The organism is Herbaspirillum sp. WTB6 (genome assembly GCF_057457785.1).
This window is the reverse complement of record NZ_CP176522.1, coordinates 781995-799795: the sequence shown is the minus strand read 5'-3', so window position 1 is coordinate 799795 and position 17801 is coordinate 781995. Positions and strand designations below refer to the sequence as shown.

At 60.5% G+C, this 17801-nt stretch carries 17 protein-coding genes; 11 read left to right on the top strand and 6 right to left on the bottom strand.

Features of this window, described 5'->3' with window-relative positions; all coding sequences use genetic code 11:
• Positions 1–45 precede the first annotated feature (45 nt).
• From pmbA to ACK2VC_RS03590, 10 genes are all read left to right on the top strand, one after another.
• Positions 46–1410, top strand: coding sequence for a metalloprotease PmbA (gene pmbA, locus ACK2VC_RS03635; protein ID WP_486732235.1), 1365 nt, complete (start codon positions 46–48; stop codon positions 1408–1410).
• A 363-nt stretch (positions 1411–1773) separates the two neighbouring features.
• Positions 1774–2694 carry a MurR/RpiR family transcriptional regulator gene (locus ACK2VC_RS03630; protein ID WP_486732234.1) on the top strand — a complete coding sequence of 307 codons (921 nt, stop codon included), beginning with the start codon at positions 1774–1776 and terminating at the stop codon, positions 2692–2694.
• A gap of 23 nt (positions 2695–2717) precedes the next feature.
• Positions 2718–3944, top strand: coding sequence for a diaminopropionate ammonia-lyase (locus tag ACK2VC_RS03625; RefSeq protein WP_486732233.1), 1227 nt, complete (start codon positions 2718–2720; stop codon positions 3942–3944).
• On the top strand, positions 3941–5173 hold the full coding sequence (locus ACK2VC_RS03620; RefSeq protein WP_486732232.1) for a Zn-dependent hydrolase: 1233 nt from the start codon (positions 3941–3943) through the stop codon (positions 5171–5173). The genes ACK2VC_RS03625 and ACK2VC_RS03620 overlap by 4 nt, the downstream gene beginning before the upstream one ends.
• Before the next feature lie 52 nt (positions 5174–5225).
• Positions 5226–6194, top strand: coding sequence for an N-carbamoyl-D-amino-acid hydrolase (locus tag ACK2VC_RS03615; RefSeq protein WP_486732231.1), 969 nt, complete (start codon positions 5226–5228; stop codon positions 6192–6194).
• 64 nt (positions 6195–6258) lie between these two features.
• Complete coding sequence (locus tag ACK2VC_RS03610) at positions 6259–7842, top strand: ABC transporter substrate-binding protein (protein ID WP_486732230.1); 1584 nt, start codon at positions 6259–6261, stop codon at positions 7840–7842.
• A gap of 102 nt (positions 7843–7944) precedes the next feature.
• Positions 7945–8883, top strand: coding sequence for an ABC transporter permease (locus tag ACK2VC_RS03605; RefSeq protein ID WP_486732229.1), 939 nt, complete (start codon positions 7945–7947; stop codon positions 8881–8883).
• 34 nt (positions 8884–8917) lie between these two features.
• On the top strand, positions 8918–9802 hold the full coding sequence (locus ACK2VC_RS03600) for an ABC transporter permease (RefSeq protein WP_486732228.1): 885 nt from the start codon (positions 8918–8920) through the stop codon (positions 9800–9802).
• A 13-nt stretch (positions 9803–9815) separates the two neighbouring features.
• Positions 9816–10829: an ABC transporter ATP-binding protein gene (locus ACK2VC_RS03595; protein ID WP_486732227.1), complete on the top strand. Its 1014-nt coding sequence runs from the start codon at positions 9816–9818 to the stop codon at positions 10827–10829.
• Entirely contained in the window at positions 10826–11827 is a 1002-nt protein-coding gene (locus tag ACK2VC_RS03590) for an ABC transporter ATP-binding protein (protein ID WP_486732226.1), read from the top strand. Before ACK2VC_RS03595 ends, ACK2VC_RS03590 begins: the two co-directional genes overlap by 4 nt.
• A 130-nt stretch (positions 11828–11957) precedes the next feature.
• Here ACK2VC_RS03590 and ACK2VC_RS03585 read toward each other — a convergent pair whose 3' ends face one another.
• From ACK2VC_RS03585 to ACK2VC_RS03560, 6 genes are all read right to left on the bottom strand, one after another.
• Positions 11958–12461: a hypothetical protein gene (locus ACK2VC_RS03585; RefSeq protein WP_486732225.1), complete on the bottom strand. Its 504-nt coding sequence runs from the start codon at positions 12459–12461 to the stop codon at positions 11958–11960.
• 106 nt (positions 12462–12567) lie between these two features.
• Positions 12568–13329, bottom strand: a complete 762-nt coding sequence (locus tag ACK2VC_RS03580; protein ID WP_486732224.1) for a metallophosphoesterase — start codon at positions 13327–13329, stop codon at positions 12568–12570.
• Positions 13330–13414: 85 nt separating this feature from the next.
• Positions 13415–14590, bottom strand: coding sequence for a c-type cytochrome (locus ACK2VC_RS03575; RefSeq protein WP_486732223.1), 1176 nt, complete (start codon positions 14588–14590; stop codon positions 13415–13417).
• A 197-nt stretch (positions 14591–14787) separates the two neighbouring features.
• A complete protein-coding gene (folE2, locus tag ACK2VC_RS03570) occupies positions 14788–15615 on the bottom strand; it encodes a GTP cyclohydrolase FolE2 (RefSeq protein ID WP_486732222.1) in 828 nt (275 codons plus the stop codon).
• 48 nt (positions 15616–15663) lie between these two features.
• The gene (locus ACK2VC_RS03565) at positions 15664–16047 is read right to left on the bottom strand and encodes a c-type cytochrome (protein ID WP_486732221.1); all 384 of its coding nucleotides are present in this window, start codon (positions 16045–16047) and stop codon (positions 15664–15666) included.
• A 60-nt stretch (positions 16048–16107) separates the two neighbouring features.
• On the bottom strand, positions 16108–16692 hold the full coding sequence (locus tag ACK2VC_RS03560; protein WP_486732220.1) for a ferritin-like domain-containing protein: 585 nt from the start codon (positions 16690–16692) through the stop codon (positions 16108–16110).
• Positions 16693–17011: 319 nt separating this feature from the next.
• Between ACK2VC_RS03560 and ACK2VC_RS03555 the strand changes: the two genes are divergently transcribed.
• Complete coding sequence (locus ACK2VC_RS03555) at positions 17012–17659, top strand: helix-turn-helix transcriptional regulator (protein WP_486732219.1); 648 nt, start codon at positions 17012–17014, stop codon at positions 17657–17659.
• The last annotated feature ends 142 nt before the right edge of the window (positions 17660–17801 follow it).

Below are 17801 nucleotides of genomic sequence, written 5' to 3'. Positions count from 1 at the left end.
CGACTGCTATCATAACTGCTTTACCCGCATCGAAGAAATCCGCCCATGACCGCTTCCGTTTTCATCTACAGCCAAGACCAGTTGCAGCAACTCGCGCAGGACGTGTTGCGTTACGCCAAGGAAAAAGGGGCGACGGATAGCGCGGTCGAGTTCAGCGAAGGCAATGGCTTGTCGGTTTCGGTGCGCAAGGGCAAGGTTGAGACCATCGAGCAAAACAAGGACAAGGGCATGGGCGTCACCGTGTTCCTGGGCGAAGGTCGGCAGATCCGGCGCGGCAACGCCAGCACCTCGGATTTTTCGCCGCAGTCTCTGCGCGACACGGTCGATGCGGCCTACAACATCGCGCGCTTCACCGCGCCCGACGACTGCGCCGGCCTGCCGGACGCGGACACCCTGGAAATGCAGCCGCGCGACCTGCGCCTGTATGCGCCCTGGCTGATTTCGGCGCAGGAAGCGGTGGAACTGGCGCAGCGCGCCGAAGCGGCGGCCTTCGCGGTCGACAAGCGCATCACCAACAGCGAAGGCGCCGGCGTGTACGCGCAGCAATCGCATTTCGTCGCCGCCAACAGCCGCGGCTTCACGGGCGGCTATCCGTATTCGCGCCATACGATGTCGGTCGCCCCGATCGCCGGCCGTGGCGCCCACATGCAGCGCGACGACTGGTATTCGTCGATGCGCGATCCGAAAAAACTGGCCAAGCCGGAAGCCATCGGCCGCTACGCCGCCGAGCGCGCGCTGGCGCGGTTGCATGCGCGCAAACTGGATACGCGCAAGTGCCCGGTGCTGTTCGAGGCGCCGTTGGCGGCCGGCTTGCTGGGCGCTTTCGTACAGGCGGTGTCGGGTGGCGCGCTCTATCGCAAATCGAGCTTTCTGCTTGATTCGCTCGGCCAGCAGGCGCTTGCCCCGCATGTGCAGATCGTGGAAGACCCGCACGTGATCGGCGGCGTCGGTTCGGCGCCGTTCGACGAGGAGGGCGTGCGCACGCAGCGCCGCGACGTGGTCAAGGACGGCGTGGTGCAGGGCTATTTCCTGTCGACCTATTCGGCGCGCAAGCTCGGCATGCGAACCACCGGCAACGCCGGCGGCTCGCACAATCTGGCGCTGACCTCGAGCCTGACCAAGCCCGGTGACAACTTCAAGGCGATGCTGAAGAAGCTCGGCACCGGCCTGCTGGTGACCGAGCTGATGGGGCAGGGGACGAATTACGTCACCGGCGACTATTCGCGCGGCGCCGCCGGTTACTGGGTGGAGAACGGCGTGATCCAGTATCCGGTCGAGGAAATTACGATCGCCGGCAACATGAAGGACATGCTGTTGCAGATCGTCGCCGTCGGCGCCGATGCGCTGGTGCGCGGCAGCAAGCAAACCGGTTCGATCCTGATCGAAAGCATGACCGTCGCCGGCAGCTAGACCCGTGGCGCCCTGCCTGCGCCGCTTCCCGAATACCGACACTCCGCGCGCTCCCGTTCCGGAGCGCCTGCCGATTCCCCTCGCTGCCGGCACTCACTGAGCATGATTCAGAGGGTTGTCTGCTTGTCAGCGGACGCTTCCTGTAAACCCGCGGGCCGATGCCGGCCACCCGGCCCCAGCAATTCACACCCGATATCAAAGCGCAAAGCATGACCCGACGGCGAGCGCCGATGCGCCGGCGCTGGTGCTTTTCCACGCAAACCATCCGTGATGAAAACTTGTCATGAGAGCCGGCAGCGACGCAATTTTATGTGAAAATATTGTTTCACGAAAAAAAAATTGTGGTACGATTGTTTCAGTGCGATGAAACTGCATCTGAAATCGGCGAGAGACAATCCCATGAAAAATAACGCAGCCAAGCCCAGGCAAGAAAATGGATCGCAAACGATCGAGCAGTTGATCCGCAGCCTGTATGATGATTTTTCGCCTTCCGACCGCAAGCTGTCGGATGTGATCGTTGCCCGCCAGAAGGAGTTGGCAGCTTACTCCGCGACCGAACTGGCGCAACTGGCGGGTGTTTCCAAAGCCAGCGCCGCACGTTTTTTCAAGCGCCTTGGTTATCAGGATTTCAGTGATTTTCGTGCCGAAGTTCGGGCGCAGGTTTCTTCCGAGTCGCCGTTGTTCAATCTGGACCGGATACCCAAGTCGGACGACCAGCACCCCGGCTTCGCCAGTCACGCGGAAGCCGATGCGCGCAACCTGGTCGAGACGCTCGAGCGCTTGAATCCGCAAGTCATGAACAAGACCCTGGCGCTTCTGAAAAAAGCGCGTCGCATCTGGGTGGTGGGCTACCGCAACGGTTATGCCACCGCTTTTTACGCGCACGCATTGTTTTCCAATGCCAAGGCCGAAGTAGCGCTGCTCAATGAAGCCGCCGGAAATAAGGCTGAGGTTCTGGCAAATATCGAAAAGGGCGATGTCTTGTTTGCCGTCGATTTTCGCCGCCGTACTCGTCTGCTCCCCAAGGTAGTCGATGTGGCGCAGGAGGCTGGGGCCTCGGTGATCCTGCTGACCTATGCCGCGCTGTCGGGCGTGGCGTCACGGGCCAATGTCGTTCTGACCTGTTCGGTACACGGGACGGCGATCTTCGATTCCTATGTCGCTGCGATGAGCATCGTCAATTATCTCGGTACCGAACTCGTCACGCACGCCCGTTCCACCTCCCGCAAACGCATGCAGCGCATCGAGCGTGTCCACGAACTGCTCGATGATCTTGATGAATAAACCACTTTTTCATGGAAAGAAAAATGTCTTCTCTGCCTTCAATTGCTACTGACCTGTTCCTGAATCCAGCCTGCGAGCGCAATGCCACCTACGGCGATTCGCGCGTGCAAATTCTCGGCCAGCCTGCCCTCGACGTTGCCAAGTCCGAAATTCAGGCGTGGCCCGGCTATGCCGTGACGCCGCTGCATGACCTGAAGGCAATTGCCCGGCAAATGAACGTTGCGTCGATTCGTTACAAGGATGAAGGCGGACGCTTCGGCCTGGGCAGCTTCAAGGCGCTGGGCGGCGCCTATGCCGTTGCGCGATTGCTGTGCCGGGTGGTGGGCGAGCAACTGGGGCGGGTGGTGACGACCCAGGATTTGCTGACCGACGCATGCCGCGATCTGGCGCGCGCCATCACGGTGACCTGCGCGACCGACGGCAATCATGGGCGGTCGGTGGCGTGGGGAGCGCAACTGTTCGGTTGCCAGTGCGTCATCTACATTCACGCCACGGTGAGCGAGGGGCGCCGCGAGGCGATCGAGTATTACGGCGCAAAGGTGGTCCGCACTGCCGGTAACTACGACGACTCGGTGCGCCAAGCCGATGCGGACGCCAAGTCGATGGGGCGCTACGTAATTTCGGATACGTCCTATGAGGGTTATATGGACGTGCCGCGCGACGTGATGCAGGGTTATCAGTTGATGGTCGAAGAGGCGGCGCAGCAGTTGGGTGAGATGCCGACGCACGTCTTCATTCAGGGTGGCGTGGGTGGCCTGGCTGCGGCCGTGTGTGGCTACTTTTGGGAGCGTTGCGGTAGTGCGCGGCCGCGCGTGGTCGTGGTCGAACCGGACCGCGCGGATTGCCTGATGCAGAGTGCCCGCAACCGCAAGATTACTGCGGTTCATGGCGACCTGGATACCGTGATGGCCGGGCTGGCGTGCGGTGAAGTGTCGTTGCTGGCATGGGAAATTCTGGAGGCCGGCGCGGACGCGTTCGCGGTGATCTCGGATCAGGCCGCGATCGACACGATGCGCCTGCTGGCAGCCCCGGCTGCCGGCGATCCGGCGATCGTGGCGGGCGAGTCGGCCGTGGCCGGTTTGGCTGCGGCAATCGGCGTGGCGCTGCAGCCGGAGCAACGGGCGGCATTGGGACTGGACGATGGCAGCCGCCTGTTGTTCTTCGGCAGCGAGCGCGACACCGATCCTACCCTCTACACCCGGCTGGTGGGGCGCAGCGGCGAAGAGGTAATGGCGCAGGTGCAGGCATGAGCGAGCCCGTGATCAACGGCCCGCGCCTCTTGGCATCGCTGCAGGAGCTGGGCGCGATTGGCGGCCTGCCCGGGGGCGGCGTATGCCGACTGGCGCTGACCGATGCCGACAAAGAGGGGCGTGACTGGACCGTGGCCCGCATGCGCGCACTGGGCATGTCAGTGACGGTGGACGCGATCGGCAACGCGGTGGGCGTGTATGCGGGGCGGGAGGATGTGCCTGCGGTGATGACCGGCTCGCATATCGATACGGTGCGCACTGGTGGCTTGTATGACGGTAATTATGGTGTGCTGGCTGGACTCGAAGTCGTAGCTGCATTGCGCGACGCCAACCTGCGCACCAGGCGGCCGATCGCGGTGGCATTTTTCACCAACGAAGAAGGGGCGAGATTTGCTCCGGACATGATGGGTAGCCTGGTGTTTCAAGGGGATTTGTCCCTTGACGAGGCGCTGGCCACGCGCGGTATCGATGGCGCGACGGTGGGCGAGGAGTTGCGCCGTATCGGCTACGCCGGCGACGCGCCGGTAGGCCGTAACCGTGTCGACAGTTTTGTCGAACTGCACATTGAACAAGGGCCGGTGCTGGACCGCGAGGGGATTCAGATCGGAGTGGTGGAAGGCGTGCAGGGAATTTCGTGGACCGAATTCACGCTGCATGGGGTTTCCAACCACGCCGGAACCACGCCGATGAGCATGCGCAACGACGCCGGCTATGTCGCCGCTCGCGTGACCACGTTTGCGCGCGAGCTGACCGTGCGCTACGGCGGCAACCAGATCGCCACGGTCGGCGCCATGACGCTGACGCCGAATCTGGTCAACGTCATCCCCAACAAGGCCCTGTTCACGGTTGACCTGCGCAACACGGACGGCGCCGCGCTGCTGGCGGCCGAGCAAGAGTTGTGGTCTTTTGCCGAGCGCATTGCGGCGGAGGAAGGTGTGCAGTGCGAGCGGCGCATGCTGGCGCGTTTTGATCCGGTGCAGTTCGACCCGACCGTGATAGATCGCGTGGAAAACGCCGCCATCGCCCAGGGCTTGAGCCACCGGCGCATGCCCAGCGGCGCCGGCCATGACGCACAGATGCTGGCGCGGATGTGTCCAACGGGAATGATTTTTGTCCCCAGCGTGAAGGGTTTGTCGCACAACGTTCGGGAACACACGGAGCCGGCCGATCTGGTGGCTGGTGCACGGGTATTGATGCAGGTGTTGACGGGTTTGGCGGATCGTCCCTGACGATGGCCGGATTGGCACCGTTTTGATTTAGTCATCTTTTTTGGAGCGAATTGTGGCGCGTTTTGTCAATGTTGCACTCGGTCAGTTGGGTCCTATTCAGCGTAGCGATACCCGTTCGCAAGTGGTTCAGCGTTTGTGCGAACTGATGCGCGAAGCGCATGCGTTGGGGGCGGATCTGATTGTTTATCCGGAACTGGCCCTGACCACGTTTTTCCCCCGCTGGTACATCGAGGACCAGGAGGAGATCAATAGCTATTTTGAAACCTCGATGCCGAATGCGGCGACCCAGCCCCTGTTCGATCTGTCCCGTGAGTTGGGCGTCGGCTTCTACCTCGGCTATGCCGAACTGGCGCAAGAGGGTGCGGAACTGGTCCGCTACAACACTTCGATTCTGGTTGGCAAGCAGGGCCAGATCCTGAGCAAGTATCACAAGGTGCACGTGCCGGGCCATGCCGAACATGAGCCCTGGCGCCGTTTCCAGCATCTTGAAAAACGCTACTTCAAGCCGGGCCACCATTTTGGCGTCACCAAGGCATTTGGCGGCGTGATCGGGATGGCGCTGTGCAACGACCGCCGCTGGGCCGAAACATACCGGGTCATGGGCCTGCAGGGTGTGGAGATGGTACTGATCGGTTACAACACCCCGGTCCACAATGCGCCGGCGCCCGCGCATGACGACTTGTCCCTGTTTCATAACCAGCTGTCGATGCAAGCTGGCGCCTACCAGAACGGAACCTGGGTTGCCGGGGTGGCCAAGGCCGGCATCGAGGAAGGCGTCGACAGCATTGGCGGCAGTTGCCTGATTGCACCATCGGGAGAGGTCGTCACGGCTTGCATCACCAAGGGCGACGAGGTGGCCGTCGCTCGTTGCGATCTTGATTTTTGTGCCATCTACAAAAAAACCACTTTCAATTTCGACCTGCACCGCCAACCCAGGGCTTACGGCCTGATTGTCGAACGCAAAGGTGAAACGCTGGCGGCGGATGGTTCGCCGTTGGCAGCCACCGGTCGGATTGATTGAGCGCAGCGCAACTGACGTACCCTCGATTCACCTTACATCCAGTTCTTTCCGAAGGAGACACCAAGTGAAATATCGCCCGAAGTTTTCGATTCGTCTGCTGCAATCGGCAGTCCTCTCGGTTGCCGCATTGAGTGCCGGCCTGGCATTTGGCGCAACCGATCCCAAGACCATCCACATGATCCCCCAGGGCGACCTGAAGATCCTGGACCCGATCCAGAATCCGTCCTATATCACCCGTAACCATGGTTACATGATTTACGACACGCTGTTTTCTCTCAACAGCAAGGGCGAAGTCAAGCCGCAGATGGTGGACACCTACAAGGTATCCGCCGACAAGAAAACCTGGACATTCACGCTGCGCCCCGGGTTAAAGTGGAGCGACGGTACCCCGGTGACGGCTGCCGACTGCGTTGCCTCCATCAAGCGCTGGGCCGCTCGCGACGTGTCGGGCCGGCTGTTGGGCGCTGCGATTGGCGACATGAAGGCAGTTGATGCCAACACCTTCACGATGACCTTGGCGAAGCCGTTTGGCCCGGTGATTGAAATGCTGGGCAAACCGTCGTCGAACGTGCCGTTCATGATGCCCGAGCGCGTGGCGAAGACGGAGGCGAGCGAGCAGATCAAGGACACCACCGGTTCCGGCCCCTTCATGTTCAAGCGCGATGAGTGGGTACCCGGCAGCAAAGTTGTGTACCTGAAAAATCCGCACTACGTGCCGCGCAAGGAGCCGGCTGATGGCTTGGCAGGCGGGAAGGTGGTCAAGGTCGAACGCGTGGAGTGGAACGTGATTCCCGACCAGAACACCGCCTTGTCCGCATTCAAGAGCGGGGAAATGGATGTCTACGAACTGCCGCCGGCAGACTTCCTGGTGCCCCTGTCCGCCGACGCCAACGTGAAGCTGGCTGTGGACCCGCTGGGCAATCAGGGCTGGCTGCGCCCGAACCATCTGGCAGCGCCATTCAACAATCCCAAGGCCCGCCAGGCGCTGATTTACCTGGTGAACCAGGATGAGTATCTGGCCGCTGCCGGCTATCCGGCCAAGTACCGCCACCCCACCTGCACCGCCTACTTCATGTGCGGCAGCGTGAACGACACGAAGGCTGGCGCGCAACCCTATCAGGGCGGTCAAAACCTGGAAAAGGCCAAGCAACTGATGAAGGAAGCCGGCTACAAGGGCGAGAAGGTGGTGGTTTTGGCACCGTCCGAACCGCCGATCCAGGCCGCAGCCGCGCTGGTCACGATCCAGAACCTGAAGAAAATCGGGGTGAATGTCGAGGCGCAGGCGATGGACTGGGGTACCTTGCAGGCCCGCCGCGCCAAGAAGGACGGCTGGAACATCTTCCACACCTATTCGGTTGGAGCTGACGTTTATTCGCCAGCGGTGAATGCCTACGCGCAAGCCAGTTGCGATGCCGCTCCGTCCGGCTGGCCCTGCGACGCCGAACTGGAAAAGCTGCGGGCTGAATGGGTTGCCGAAAGTGACCCTGCCGCGCGCAAGGCGCTGACCGACGCCATCCAGGCCCGCATGTATGAAGTTGTGCCTTACGTGAACTTTGGCCAGTTTTTCCAGCCTATGGTGTATCGCAGCAACTTGAGCGGGGTTCTGAATGTCGGTATTCCGGTGATGTGGAATGTTGAGAAAAAATAATCCGATGAAGTGATGCAGGAACCACCGTCGACCAAGGCAAACTCAGGCCCGCCTTGGTCGGTCGGTGGCAAATCCGGCCCTTAAAACAAGCAGAGACCTCTAATGTATTTTCTGATTAAACGGATTGCCGCAGTCGTCCCGGTGATGGGCGTGGTGGCTGTGATTGTGTTCCTGCTATTGAGGCTATCGCCCGGCGATCCTGCCGTGATCATCGCCGGCGACACCGCCAGCGCACAGGACATCGAACATATCCGACGTTCGCTAGGGCTCGATCAGCCGCTATTTCAGCAGTTTTTTCAATGGATCTGGCGCATGCTGCAAGGTGACTTCGGCACCTCGATCTTCACCGGCATGCCGGTCCTGACATTGATCATGCAAAGGGTTGAGCCCACGCTGTGGCTGGCAGCGTTGACCATATTGTTTGCGGTTGTGTTCGCGCTGCCGATGGGTATCTGGGCTGCCTGGAAGGCGGGAACCTGGGTTGATCGGCTGATGACCGCCATGTCGGTCCTGGCATTTTCCCTGCCGGTGTTCCTGATTGGCTATGCCCTGGTGTACGGATTTTCAACCAAGCTGGGTTGGTTGCCGGTGCAGGGCTTCAAAAGCCTGTCCGACGGCTGGACTCCCTTCATTCGCCACCTGATCCTGCCGGTGATCAGTGGTGGTCTGATCTACACCGCTTTGCTGGCGCGCATGACGCGGGCGACCATGCTGGATGTATTGGGCGAAGACTATATCCGGACCGCGCGCGCCAAGGGCTTGCTGCTGCCGCGCCTGCTGCTGCGCCATGCACTCAAAAACGCCGCCGTACCGATCGTCACCACGATCGGCCTGGGTATTGCCATGCTGCTGGGAGGCGTGATGGTCACGGAAAGCGTGTTCGCGATACCAGGTATCGGCCGTCTTACGGTGGACTCCATTTTGCGGCGCGACTACCCGGTGATCCAGGGCATCGTGCTGGTGACCTCGATGGCTTATGTCCTGATCAATCTCGTAATCGATTTGCTGTACGGATTGTTTGATCCGCGCATCCGTTACTGAACCGAATACCGCTTTCATATAGGACTTTATCAAGATGGATGCCACCCTTGAGCGTCTGGAGCGGCGCATCGCACGCGAAGCGCGTCAGCCCCGCCTGTTGCGCTTTGCCAAACGCCACCCCATGCTCGGCTTCGGCCTTGTGCTGCTGTTGATCATGGTCTTCATGGCTGTATTCGCGCCATGGCTCACCGCGTACGACCCTACCGAGATGAACCTGATTCAGCGTCTGAAACCGGCGTCTGCGGAGCATATCTTCGGCACCGACGCCATGGGCCGCGATATATTTTCGCGCACGCTGTATGGTGCACGCGTGTCATTGCTGGTCGGATTCTGTGTGGCGCTGTTGAGCGTCGCCGTCGGTATCCTGATCGGCACGGTGGCTGGTTTCAGTCGCTGGCTGGATGCAATCGTCATGCGCATCATGGATGGGATGATGGCCATTCCCGGCATCTTGCTGGCGGTGGCATTGATGACACTGATTCAGGCCAGCGTCCAAACCGTGATCATCGCCATTGCGCTGCCAGAAATCCCACGCGTGGTCCGACTGGTGCGTGCGCTGGTGCTGACCATTCGTGAGCAGCCTTATATCCAGGCGGCGGAAGCCATGGGTACACGCCTGCCGTTGATTCTGGTGCGCCATGTGGCGCCGAACCTGATCACACCGCTGATTGTCCAGGCCAGCTTCATCTGCGCATCGGCCATGATTTTCGAAGCGTATCTGAGCTTTCTGGGAGCGGGCACGCCGCCTGAAGTGCCGAGCTGGGGCAACATCATGGCCGACGGGCGCTCGGTGGTCCAACTGGCGTTTGGGGTGATCCTGTACCCGGGTCTTTTCCTCGGGCTGACGGTGTTGGCGGTGAATCTGATCGGCGATGGCTTGCGTGATCTGCTGGATCCCCGCATCGCTAAAAAATTGTGAGCAGAAATCAAATATGAGCACTCCCATACTTGAAGTTGATAACCTGCACTTGACCTTCCCCAGCCGCGACGGGATTACCCGGGCGGTGGAGGGGGTTTCCTACCAGGTGCATGCGGGCGAAATGCTGGGCGTGGTCGGGGAATCCGGCTGCGGCAAAAGCGTGACGGCAATGGCTATCCTCGGCCTTTTGCCGCCGGCGCCGGCGACGCACGCGACCGGGGCGATCCGTTTCCGCGGCGAGGATCTCTTGCAAGCCAGCGAGCAACGCATGCAGGAGATCCGCGGTAATGCGATTTCTATGATCTTTCAGGATCCGATGACCTCGATCAATCCGGTCTTGACCGTTGGCGAGCAGATTGCCGAAGTTCTGATACTGCATCAGCGCATGGGGCGCAAGGAAGCTTGGGCGCGGGCGGTCGAGCTGCTGGCCCTGGTCAACATCCCCGATCCGCAGCGGCGCGTGAAGGAATACCCGCACCAGTTTTCGGGAGGCATGCGGCAACGCGCCATGATCGCCATTGCGCTTGCCTGCAAGCCCGCCGTCTTGATCGCCGATGAACCGACTACGGCACTGGACGTCACGATCCAGGCGCAAATCATGGATCTGCTCGATCGCCTGCGGCGCGAAACAGGAACCGCCATCGTGCTCATCACCCACGATTTGGGAGTGGTCGCCGAAAGCTGCGACCGGGTGGTCGTGATGTACGCGGGACGCAAGGTGGAGGAAGCTGCGACGCCGGATCTTTTTGCGCGGCCCAGCCACCCATATACCCGAGGCTTGCTGGGTGCCATCCCCCATCTGGACACGCCTCTGACGCAGCCCCGCACACGCCTGTCTGAAATTCCTGGCATGGTGCCGTCGCTGCGCACCGCAGCGGTGGGATGCCGGTTTGCTCCTCGCTGCGCATTGGAGGCGGATGTTTGCCGAAAACAAATTCCGCCATTCAAACCGGTTGTCGTTTCGAATCAACTGCATCGTGCGGCTTGCTGGCAGACCACGATTGTCTCTGAAGAGGTTGTTGCATGAGTGCTATTCCTGTTGAAGTTGGGACGCCGGACAAACCGGGTCAAAAGCCGGCCTTGCTGGAGGTACGGAATCTGGTCAAGTATTACCCGGGCAGCAGCGGTTGGCGCCGGCCGCGTCCGATCAAGGCGGTGGATGGCATCTCCTTTTCCATCGGCTATGGTGAAACCCTGGGACTGGTGGGGGAGTCAGGGTGCGGGAAATCCACTGCTGCCAAGACGATCTTGCGCTTGATCGAGCCGACGTCCGGAGCAATCGAGCTGGAAGGCAAGGACGTGGCAGGCTTGTCATCGGCCAAGTTCCGCCCCTATCGGCGCGACATGCAGATCGTGTTTCAAGACCCCTATGCCTCACTGAATCCGCGCATGCGCGCGCGGGATATCGTGGCGGAGCCCTTGCGGAATTTTGCCGATCCGGGCGGGTGGGATGACGAGCGGGTTGCTGCGCTGTTTGAGCGCGTCGGACTTGACAAGGCCGCCATGCGCAAGTTTCCCAGCGAGTTCTCGGGCGGCCAACGTCAGCGGCTTGGCATTGCGCGCGCGCTCGCGCTCAACCCCAAACTGATCGTCTGCGACGAACCGGTGTCCGCGCTTGACGTTTCCATCCAGGCGCAAGTGATCAACCTGCTGGAGGATTTGCAACACGATCTGGGTTTGTCTTACCTGTTCGTGGCCCATGATCTGGCTGTGGTGCGGCATATCAGTCAGCGTGTGGCCGTGATGTACCTGGGCCGCATTGTCGAAATCGGTCTGGTGGGCGAACTGTACGCGAACCCGCGCCATCCCTACACGAAGGCGCTGTTGGCGGCGGTACCCAAAGTGGGTGTCGGCATGGCGCGCGAGAAGACCCTGCTCAAGGGTGATATTCCCAGCCCGGCAAACCCACCCTCGGGTTGCACCTTTCGGACCCGCTGTCCGATGGCGCGAAAAGAATGCGCTGAAAGCGCCCCAACCCTCGAGCCGCAGGGTCAAGAGCACTGGGCAGCCTGCCATTTTATTTGACCAAACCGGTAAGAACCGACCAGAGCCGGAATGAAAGCCGGCCGGCCGCGCCCGCGATCGTTTTATCCGCGCTCTGCGGGCGCATCGCCGCTGCCGAACCACCGCTCAGGAAGCCGGGGTCGGCGCGGGTTTATTGGAGCGGCTCGCGCCGCTCCAGCTTCCAGTACACGGCGGCTGCCACCATGCCGAAGATCAAGTGGGCCACCAGCGTTGCCCAGCCGCGCATCTCGCCAAACCACGGGAATGCCCGTTCCATGCCGTAAAAGTTGAACAGGTAGATGACCAGGCCAAAGACGGCGCCGGCCAACAGCGCCATGCCGGCGCTGGAATCAAGACTGAATGGCGCCATGATGGCGGCCAGAATCATGCCGAAAGCAATTCCCAGCACATAGTGCGTGACCAGTGCGGCGACCACCACTGTCATGCTGAAACCGGCCGACTGCAGGACACCTGGTCCCATGATAAGGGCCGCTACCCGATGCGCGGTATACCAGGGGCCGGCCTCGCCAAAGCCGGTACTCCAGAGTAATTCCAGCACCATCAATACCGCGCCGGCGACAAATCCGGAAGCCACGGCCATTGGCCAGTCCGGCAGGCGATGCTGCCAATGGTGGGCATGCATGTGAAGTTCCATATGACCTCCGAAGCAAGCGGATAAAAACTTCAGTCTAGTATGGAATTTTCAGGATTCAATCCTGGAAGAGGGCCGCAGGAAAAGATGCATGCCGTACGGTCAGGCGTTAGATGCTCACCACCAATTGCGGATCGAACGCGGGATTCTCCGGGGTTCCCGAGCGGGCATAGCCGCGCGGATTGCAGAGCACTCGGGTGCTGCCGACCGGATAGTCATAGCTGTCATGTACATGGCCATGCACCCACAAACTCGGGCTCCAGCGTCGTAGTTGCGGCTCCAGATCGGAAACGAAAGCCGGGTTGACCGGCGAGCCGGCATACTTCGGATTGATGCTGCCGCGCGCCGGCGCATGATGCGAAACCACGACCGTCGGGCCGGCAAACGGCTCTGCGAACCGCTCTTCCAGCCAGGCAACCGCCTGGTCAAACAATTGCCTCGATGCGGCGGGAGTAAACCGTTCGGCGGTGCTGTCACCCAGCGTGATGCGGCTGAAGTCACGAATGAACTGGCTCGCCACCGCCATCGACGTCGAGCGTTCTTCCTCGCTTTCCAGCAAGCGAAAATCGCTCCATAACGTGCAACCCAGAAAGCGCACGCCGGCAATCTGCAGTTCGCCTCGATCCAGCACGTGGATTCGGCTGCCGGCGCTCAGGGTTTGCAGTGCCTGCAGCGTGCCGGAGAGGCTGCCGCCGTAGAATTCGTGATTTCCCGGGACGTAAATCACCGGCTGCGCAAATTGGCGGGCCCATTCAATCGCTTGCTGCGGGCGGGAGATATCACCGGCCAGGATGACGACATCGCAATCCGGCGCCGGTACTGGCATTTCGGCCACGCTCAAGTGCAAGTCGGACAAGACGGCCAAGCGCATGGATCAATCCTTTCGGAAAACGAGAGATACCGAACTGGAGCGGGAGTCTTCCGCTCTCCCGCTCCAGAGCTTATCGGAAATCCCGTTATAGCGACTTCAGATATTGCGCCAGATCGGAAACCTCGGCGGCGGTGAGGCCGAGCGCCATCTTGCCATTGTAAGCCTTGACCACATCCTCCAGCGTGGCGGCACTGCCGTTGTGGAAATAGGGCGCATGCTGCCAGACGCCGCGCAGCGGTGCGGTCCGGTACATCTTGGTGGCGCTGCGCGAGGCGTAGCTGGGCGCACCATTTGGTTCCGGTTCGCTGGCCACCTCGCTCGGCAGGTGCAGGCGCAGGTTGGCGTCGGTGAATTCGCCGCCGCTATGGCAGGTGGCGCAGCGGCCGGTGGTGGCGAAGATCAGCTTCCCGCGGCCAGCCGCAGCGGCATCGAAGCTGCCGGCGGGCGGCGTTGGTGCCTGCAGCGTCAGTTGATACGCCTGCAGTGCCGGCAGCTTGGCGCTGATCAGGTCATCGGTGCCGTTGGTGACATTGACGCCGGTGCGCGTATCGGAGAACGAGCCGTGTCCACCCATCTGCGTGACGCCGACGTAGCGGTTCCAGTAGGCAAGGTCGTCGCCATCGCCGGTCGATGTGATCTTATGGATGCCGTTCAGGCCATAGGCCGGCGGAATCACCTGCGGACCATTCTTGCCGTCGAAGTTGAAGCGCGGATCGTACTTGCCCGGCCCCCAGGAATTGTAGACGGCCTTCTTCACCGCATCCAGCGCCGGCGACAGCGCGATGATGGCACCCGGGTTCAGGTCGCGGTTGGGCCAGCCGTCCAGCCGCTTGCCGATACCTTTCGCGAAGGAGTCATCCACTGTCGAATGGCACAGCGCGCAGGTGATGCCGACCCGGGTCAGCGTGTCCTTGCCATTGACGACCTCGACCTTGCCCTTGACGCCGACCACTGCATTGAGTTTCAGCAAGGTGATCGTGGTGGCAGGACTTTTCAGGTCGACACTGCCGTCCTGGATGGCCTTGACGACCTCGGCTGGCAAGGCTTCCGCATCGACTTTCAAGCCGACCGACAGCGCGGTGACCGGATCGACCGCAGCGCTGATGACTTCATGCATGCGCAGGGTGTCGGTCCATTGCGTCTCGTCGCCAAAAGTATCGTTGCGGAAGATATCCTTGCCTTGCGCCGCGAGGACGGGATCGATTGCTGGAGGCGAACTATCGGCCTGCGGGGTGCTGCCGCCGCAGGCGGCAAGCAGCACGGATGTTGCTGCCGCCAGGCAGACGCCGCGAAGGGCGCGCGCCCTGAAAACAAACCGGCGCGGACGCCGAACTCGACCGGCTGTTGCCCGCGCCCTGTTGCGCGTCATGCCGGGTATGGTGGTAAAAGCCATGACCAATCTCCTTGATGGTGCGTGCAGCAAACAGGCTGCAACTGTGCGGTACTCGGGAACAGGGATCAGTGCGTTGCGGGCTGGCTGTCCTTATCCTGCGAGTCCGATCGAACGATCCGTGCAAACGCTGAATGGTTATGGATCGATTCGAAGTTTTCCGCTTCCACGACATACGCGCCGATGCGTGCATCCTGGTTGAGCGAAAGCGCAACGTCCCGCACCAGGTCTTCGACAAACTTGGCATTTTCGTAGGCCCGTTCGGTAACGTATTTTTCGTCCGGCCGCTTCAGTAGGCCGTAAACTTCGCAGGACGCACTGCGTTCGGCGATGGTGACCAATTCCTCGATCTCCATTTCGCCGCTCAACGTCGCCTCGATGCTGATATGGGAGCGCTGGTTATGCGCGCCATAGGCGGAAATCTCCTTGGAGCAGGGGCAAAGGCTGGTGGCTGGAACGATCACGCGCATGCCGAAATCGGACCGGCCGTCGACCGTCGCGCAGGCACGCCATAGAACGTCGATATCCAGCAAACTCTGCACGCGTGATACCGGCGCGGTTTTCTTCATGAAGTACGGAAACTGCATTTCGATCATGCCGCTGCGCGCGTGCAGCCGCTCCAGCATATCGAGCGTCATCGCCATGAAGCGGCGCTGGTCGAGCGGTGCTGACTGCGCTTCCAGCATTTCGATGAAGCGCGACATGTGCGTGCCCTTGACGGCGGCCGACAAGCCGACCGTCATCGACAGGTTCGCAACCGTGGACAGGGCCGAGTCGGCCGAGGCGATCGTTACCGGATAACGCACGCCCTTGACGCCGACGCCGTCAATCACCAGGTTGCGGCGATCTGGCTGCGACTGGATATCGGGCAGGATTAATCGTTCAGGGGCATTCATGGCGGGCATCCTTTCTTATGGTGTTGGCAGGGGGCGCAGGTATTTCCGCTACTTCTGGCTTTTCAAATAGGCGATCAGGTCGGCGCGATCCTTGGCGTCCATGACGGAATAGCCCATTTTTTGTCCGGGGATCAGTTTTTCCGGGTCGGCCAGCCACTGATCCAGGGTTTTCTCATTCCAGATGACGGTCGATCTTTTGAGCGCGGGACTGTATTCATAGCCAGCGACCGCGCCTGCCTTGCGTCCAAAAACACCGCGATGCGAAGGACCAACACGGTTGGCGTCAACCGAGTGACAGGCGAAGCAGCGTGAGGAGTACAGCTCCTGGCCATGCTTGACGTCGCCGCCGGCCTCGGCCAGCGCCGTATTGATGCAGGCCGTGGCGATATACAGGTAGGACGCTGCAATGCATAGGTGAATCAGGGTTTTCATGGTGATATTCCCTCTTGAAAAATTGACCGGCTGAAAAATCAATCTTCAGCCGGTCATGCATCACGCGCCGAACAGCATTGCTTTGGGCAAAGGCATGCCAAGCGTCTGATTGAGAACCGCCCAGTGGGCAACTTCGTCGGCAGCCAGGCGCGCCGACACCTTGGCGAAGGAGTGATCCTTGAAGGCCGGGATGACGCCGAGATAAGCATTGGTCGCGCCCAGTTCCAGGCCCAGTGCCAGCTTCAGCACGTCTTCTTGGGTCTTGAGTTGCGCTGCATTCAGCGCCTTGGCATAGGCGTCGAGCGATTTTTCCTCCACCGGCTTGCCGCCCAGCTTGGTGATGGCGGCAATCAGCAGGTCGCGATGCACCTTGTGGTCGTCCTGGAACCTGACCGCCACCGCCAGGACCGGCTTTTGCAGCAAGCCGCTCTTTGCGCCCAGCGTGTAAGCGTTGATGCCTTCATGCTCCAGGCCGAGAGCGGTGTTCAGGATGCCGACGTCATTTGCCGCATCGTCTTTGCTGCCGGCGGCACGCACCGATTGCCCGGCCAGCAACAGCACGGCGCCGGTTGAGAGAGCCGCAGTCGTGGTTCCACGCAAAAACAGACGGCGGGACGGGTTTTCCTGCGAGAGGGTTTTGTGCATTTTCTTGCTCCATAAAATAATGGCCCGGTGCTGCCGGAGATGTCTCCATTTACAGGCAGGGCGCTGTTCCTACTACAGCTGAAAGGCGCTGTCCCAGTTCTCCGTGAAAGATTCGCTTGCGCGGCAGTGCCGAAATCTTCAACGCGCTGCGTGTTACGGAATCGATCACTTGTGATGCAGGATAAACCACTTAAATTACTTTGTACAGTTAAATATGTTTTTAATGGCGTATTAATCGAATTGATATAGAATGTCCCTCATTCATCCGTGAATGGCTGGCATGTCGCCACGGCGCGTTGAGGCGTCAGAGGGAGTATCAATGCTTGAAATACTGGGGGTCCGGCAGAAGGAATTGCTGAAGCTGCTGCTGAAAAACAAGAGCGGCATGACGGCGGATGAGTTGTCCGCCCAGTTGGGGGTTACCCGCAATGCGGTGCGCCAGCATCTGGCTACGCTTGAGACCGACCGCCTGGTGGAAAAATCGGTGACCCGGCCGTCCGGCGGACGACCGCAACAATTGTATGTGCTGACCGAAAAAGGGCACGAATGCTTCCCGCGCCAGTATTCATGGTTTGCCCAATTGCTGGTGGAATCGTTGATGCAGGAAAGCGGCACGGAAGGTCTGGGAGAGCGCCTGGGAGCGATGGGCACGCGTGTAGGCGCGCAACTGCGGGCGCAATACCCGGACTTGAAGACGCGAGAAGAGAAGGTGCGCAAGTTGTCCGAAATCATGCAAGACATCGGTTACAGCACGCATACGCCCGGCGCCGCAGTGGGCGATGCCCCGGTGATTGATGCGGACAATTGCGTCTTTCATCACCTGGCGATGAAAAATCCGGATATCTGCCAGTTCGATCTGGCGCTGGCGGCGAGTTTCACCGACAGCAAGATCGACCATCTGGAGTGCATGGCGAAGAACGACAATATATGCCGCTTCAAGTTTGATCCGAAGACCAAGCCCACATAGGAATGATTTATAAAGTCCGCGATTATATGAATTATGAATAATGGCTATCAGTCGAATAAATTGGCTGCTTATGCTGCGCTGCGATATAGTTCGTTCGTCTCCTCCGATTCCTCCTAGAATTGGATTTAGCCCGCCGCCGCAA

Bases quoted from the DNA above. Each gene is read 5' to 3' on its own strand.
- pmbA (WP_486732235.1), top strand. From the start codon at position 46: ATGACCGCTTCCGTTTTCATCTACAGCCAAGACCAGTTGCAGCAACTC.
- ACK2VC_RS03630 (WP_486732234.1), top strand. From the start codon at position 1,774: ATGAAACTGCATCTGAAATCGGCGAGAGACAATCCCATGAAAAATAAC.
- ACK2VC_RS03625 (WP_486732233.1), top strand. From the start codon at position 2,718: ATGTCTTCTCTGCCTTCAATTGCTACTGACCTGTTCCTGAATCCAGCC.
- ACK2VC_RS03620 (WP_486732232.1), top strand. From the start codon at position 3,941: ATGAGCGAGCCCGTGATCAACGGCCCGCGCCTCTTGGCATCGCTGCAG.
- ACK2VC_RS03605 (WP_486732229.1), top strand. From the start codon at position 7,945: ATGTATTTTCTGATTAAACGGATTGCCGCAGTCGTCCCGGTGATGGGC.
- ACK2VC_RS03600 (WP_486732228.1), top strand. From the start codon at position 8,918: ATGGATGCCACCCTTGAGCGTCTGGAGCGGCGCATCGCACGCGAAGCG.
- ACK2VC_RS03595 (WP_486732227.1), top strand. From the start codon at position 9,816: ATGAGCACTCCCATACTTGAAGTTGATAACCTGCACTTGACCTTCCCC.
- ACK2VC_RS03590 (WP_486732226.1), top strand. From the start codon at position 10,826: ATGAGTGCTATTCCTGTTGAAGTTGGGACGCCGGACAAACCGGGTCAA.
- ACK2VC_RS03585 (WP_486732225.1), bottom strand. From the start codon at position 12,461: ATGGAACTTCACATGCATGCCCACCATTGGCAGCATCGCCTGCCGGAC.
- ACK2VC_RS03580 (WP_486732224.1), bottom strand. From the start codon at position 13,329: ATGCGCTTGGCCGTCTTGTCCGACTTGCACTTGAGCGTGGCCGAAATG.
- folE2 (WP_486732222.1), bottom strand. From the start codon at position 15,615: ATGAATGCCCCTGAACGATTAATCCTGCCCGATATCCAGTCGCAGCCA.
- ACK2VC_RS03565 (WP_486732221.1), bottom strand. From the start codon at position 16,047: ATGAAAACCCTGATTCACCTATGCATTGCAGCGTCCTACCTGTATATC.
- ACK2VC_RS03560 (WP_486732220.1), bottom strand. From the start codon at position 16,692: ATGCACAAAACCCTCTCGCAGGAAAACCCGTCCCGCCGTCTGTTTTTG.
- ACK2VC_RS03555 (WP_486732219.1), top strand. From the start codon at position 17,012: ATGCTTGAAATACTGGGGGTCCGGCAGAAGGAATTGCTGAAGCTGCTG.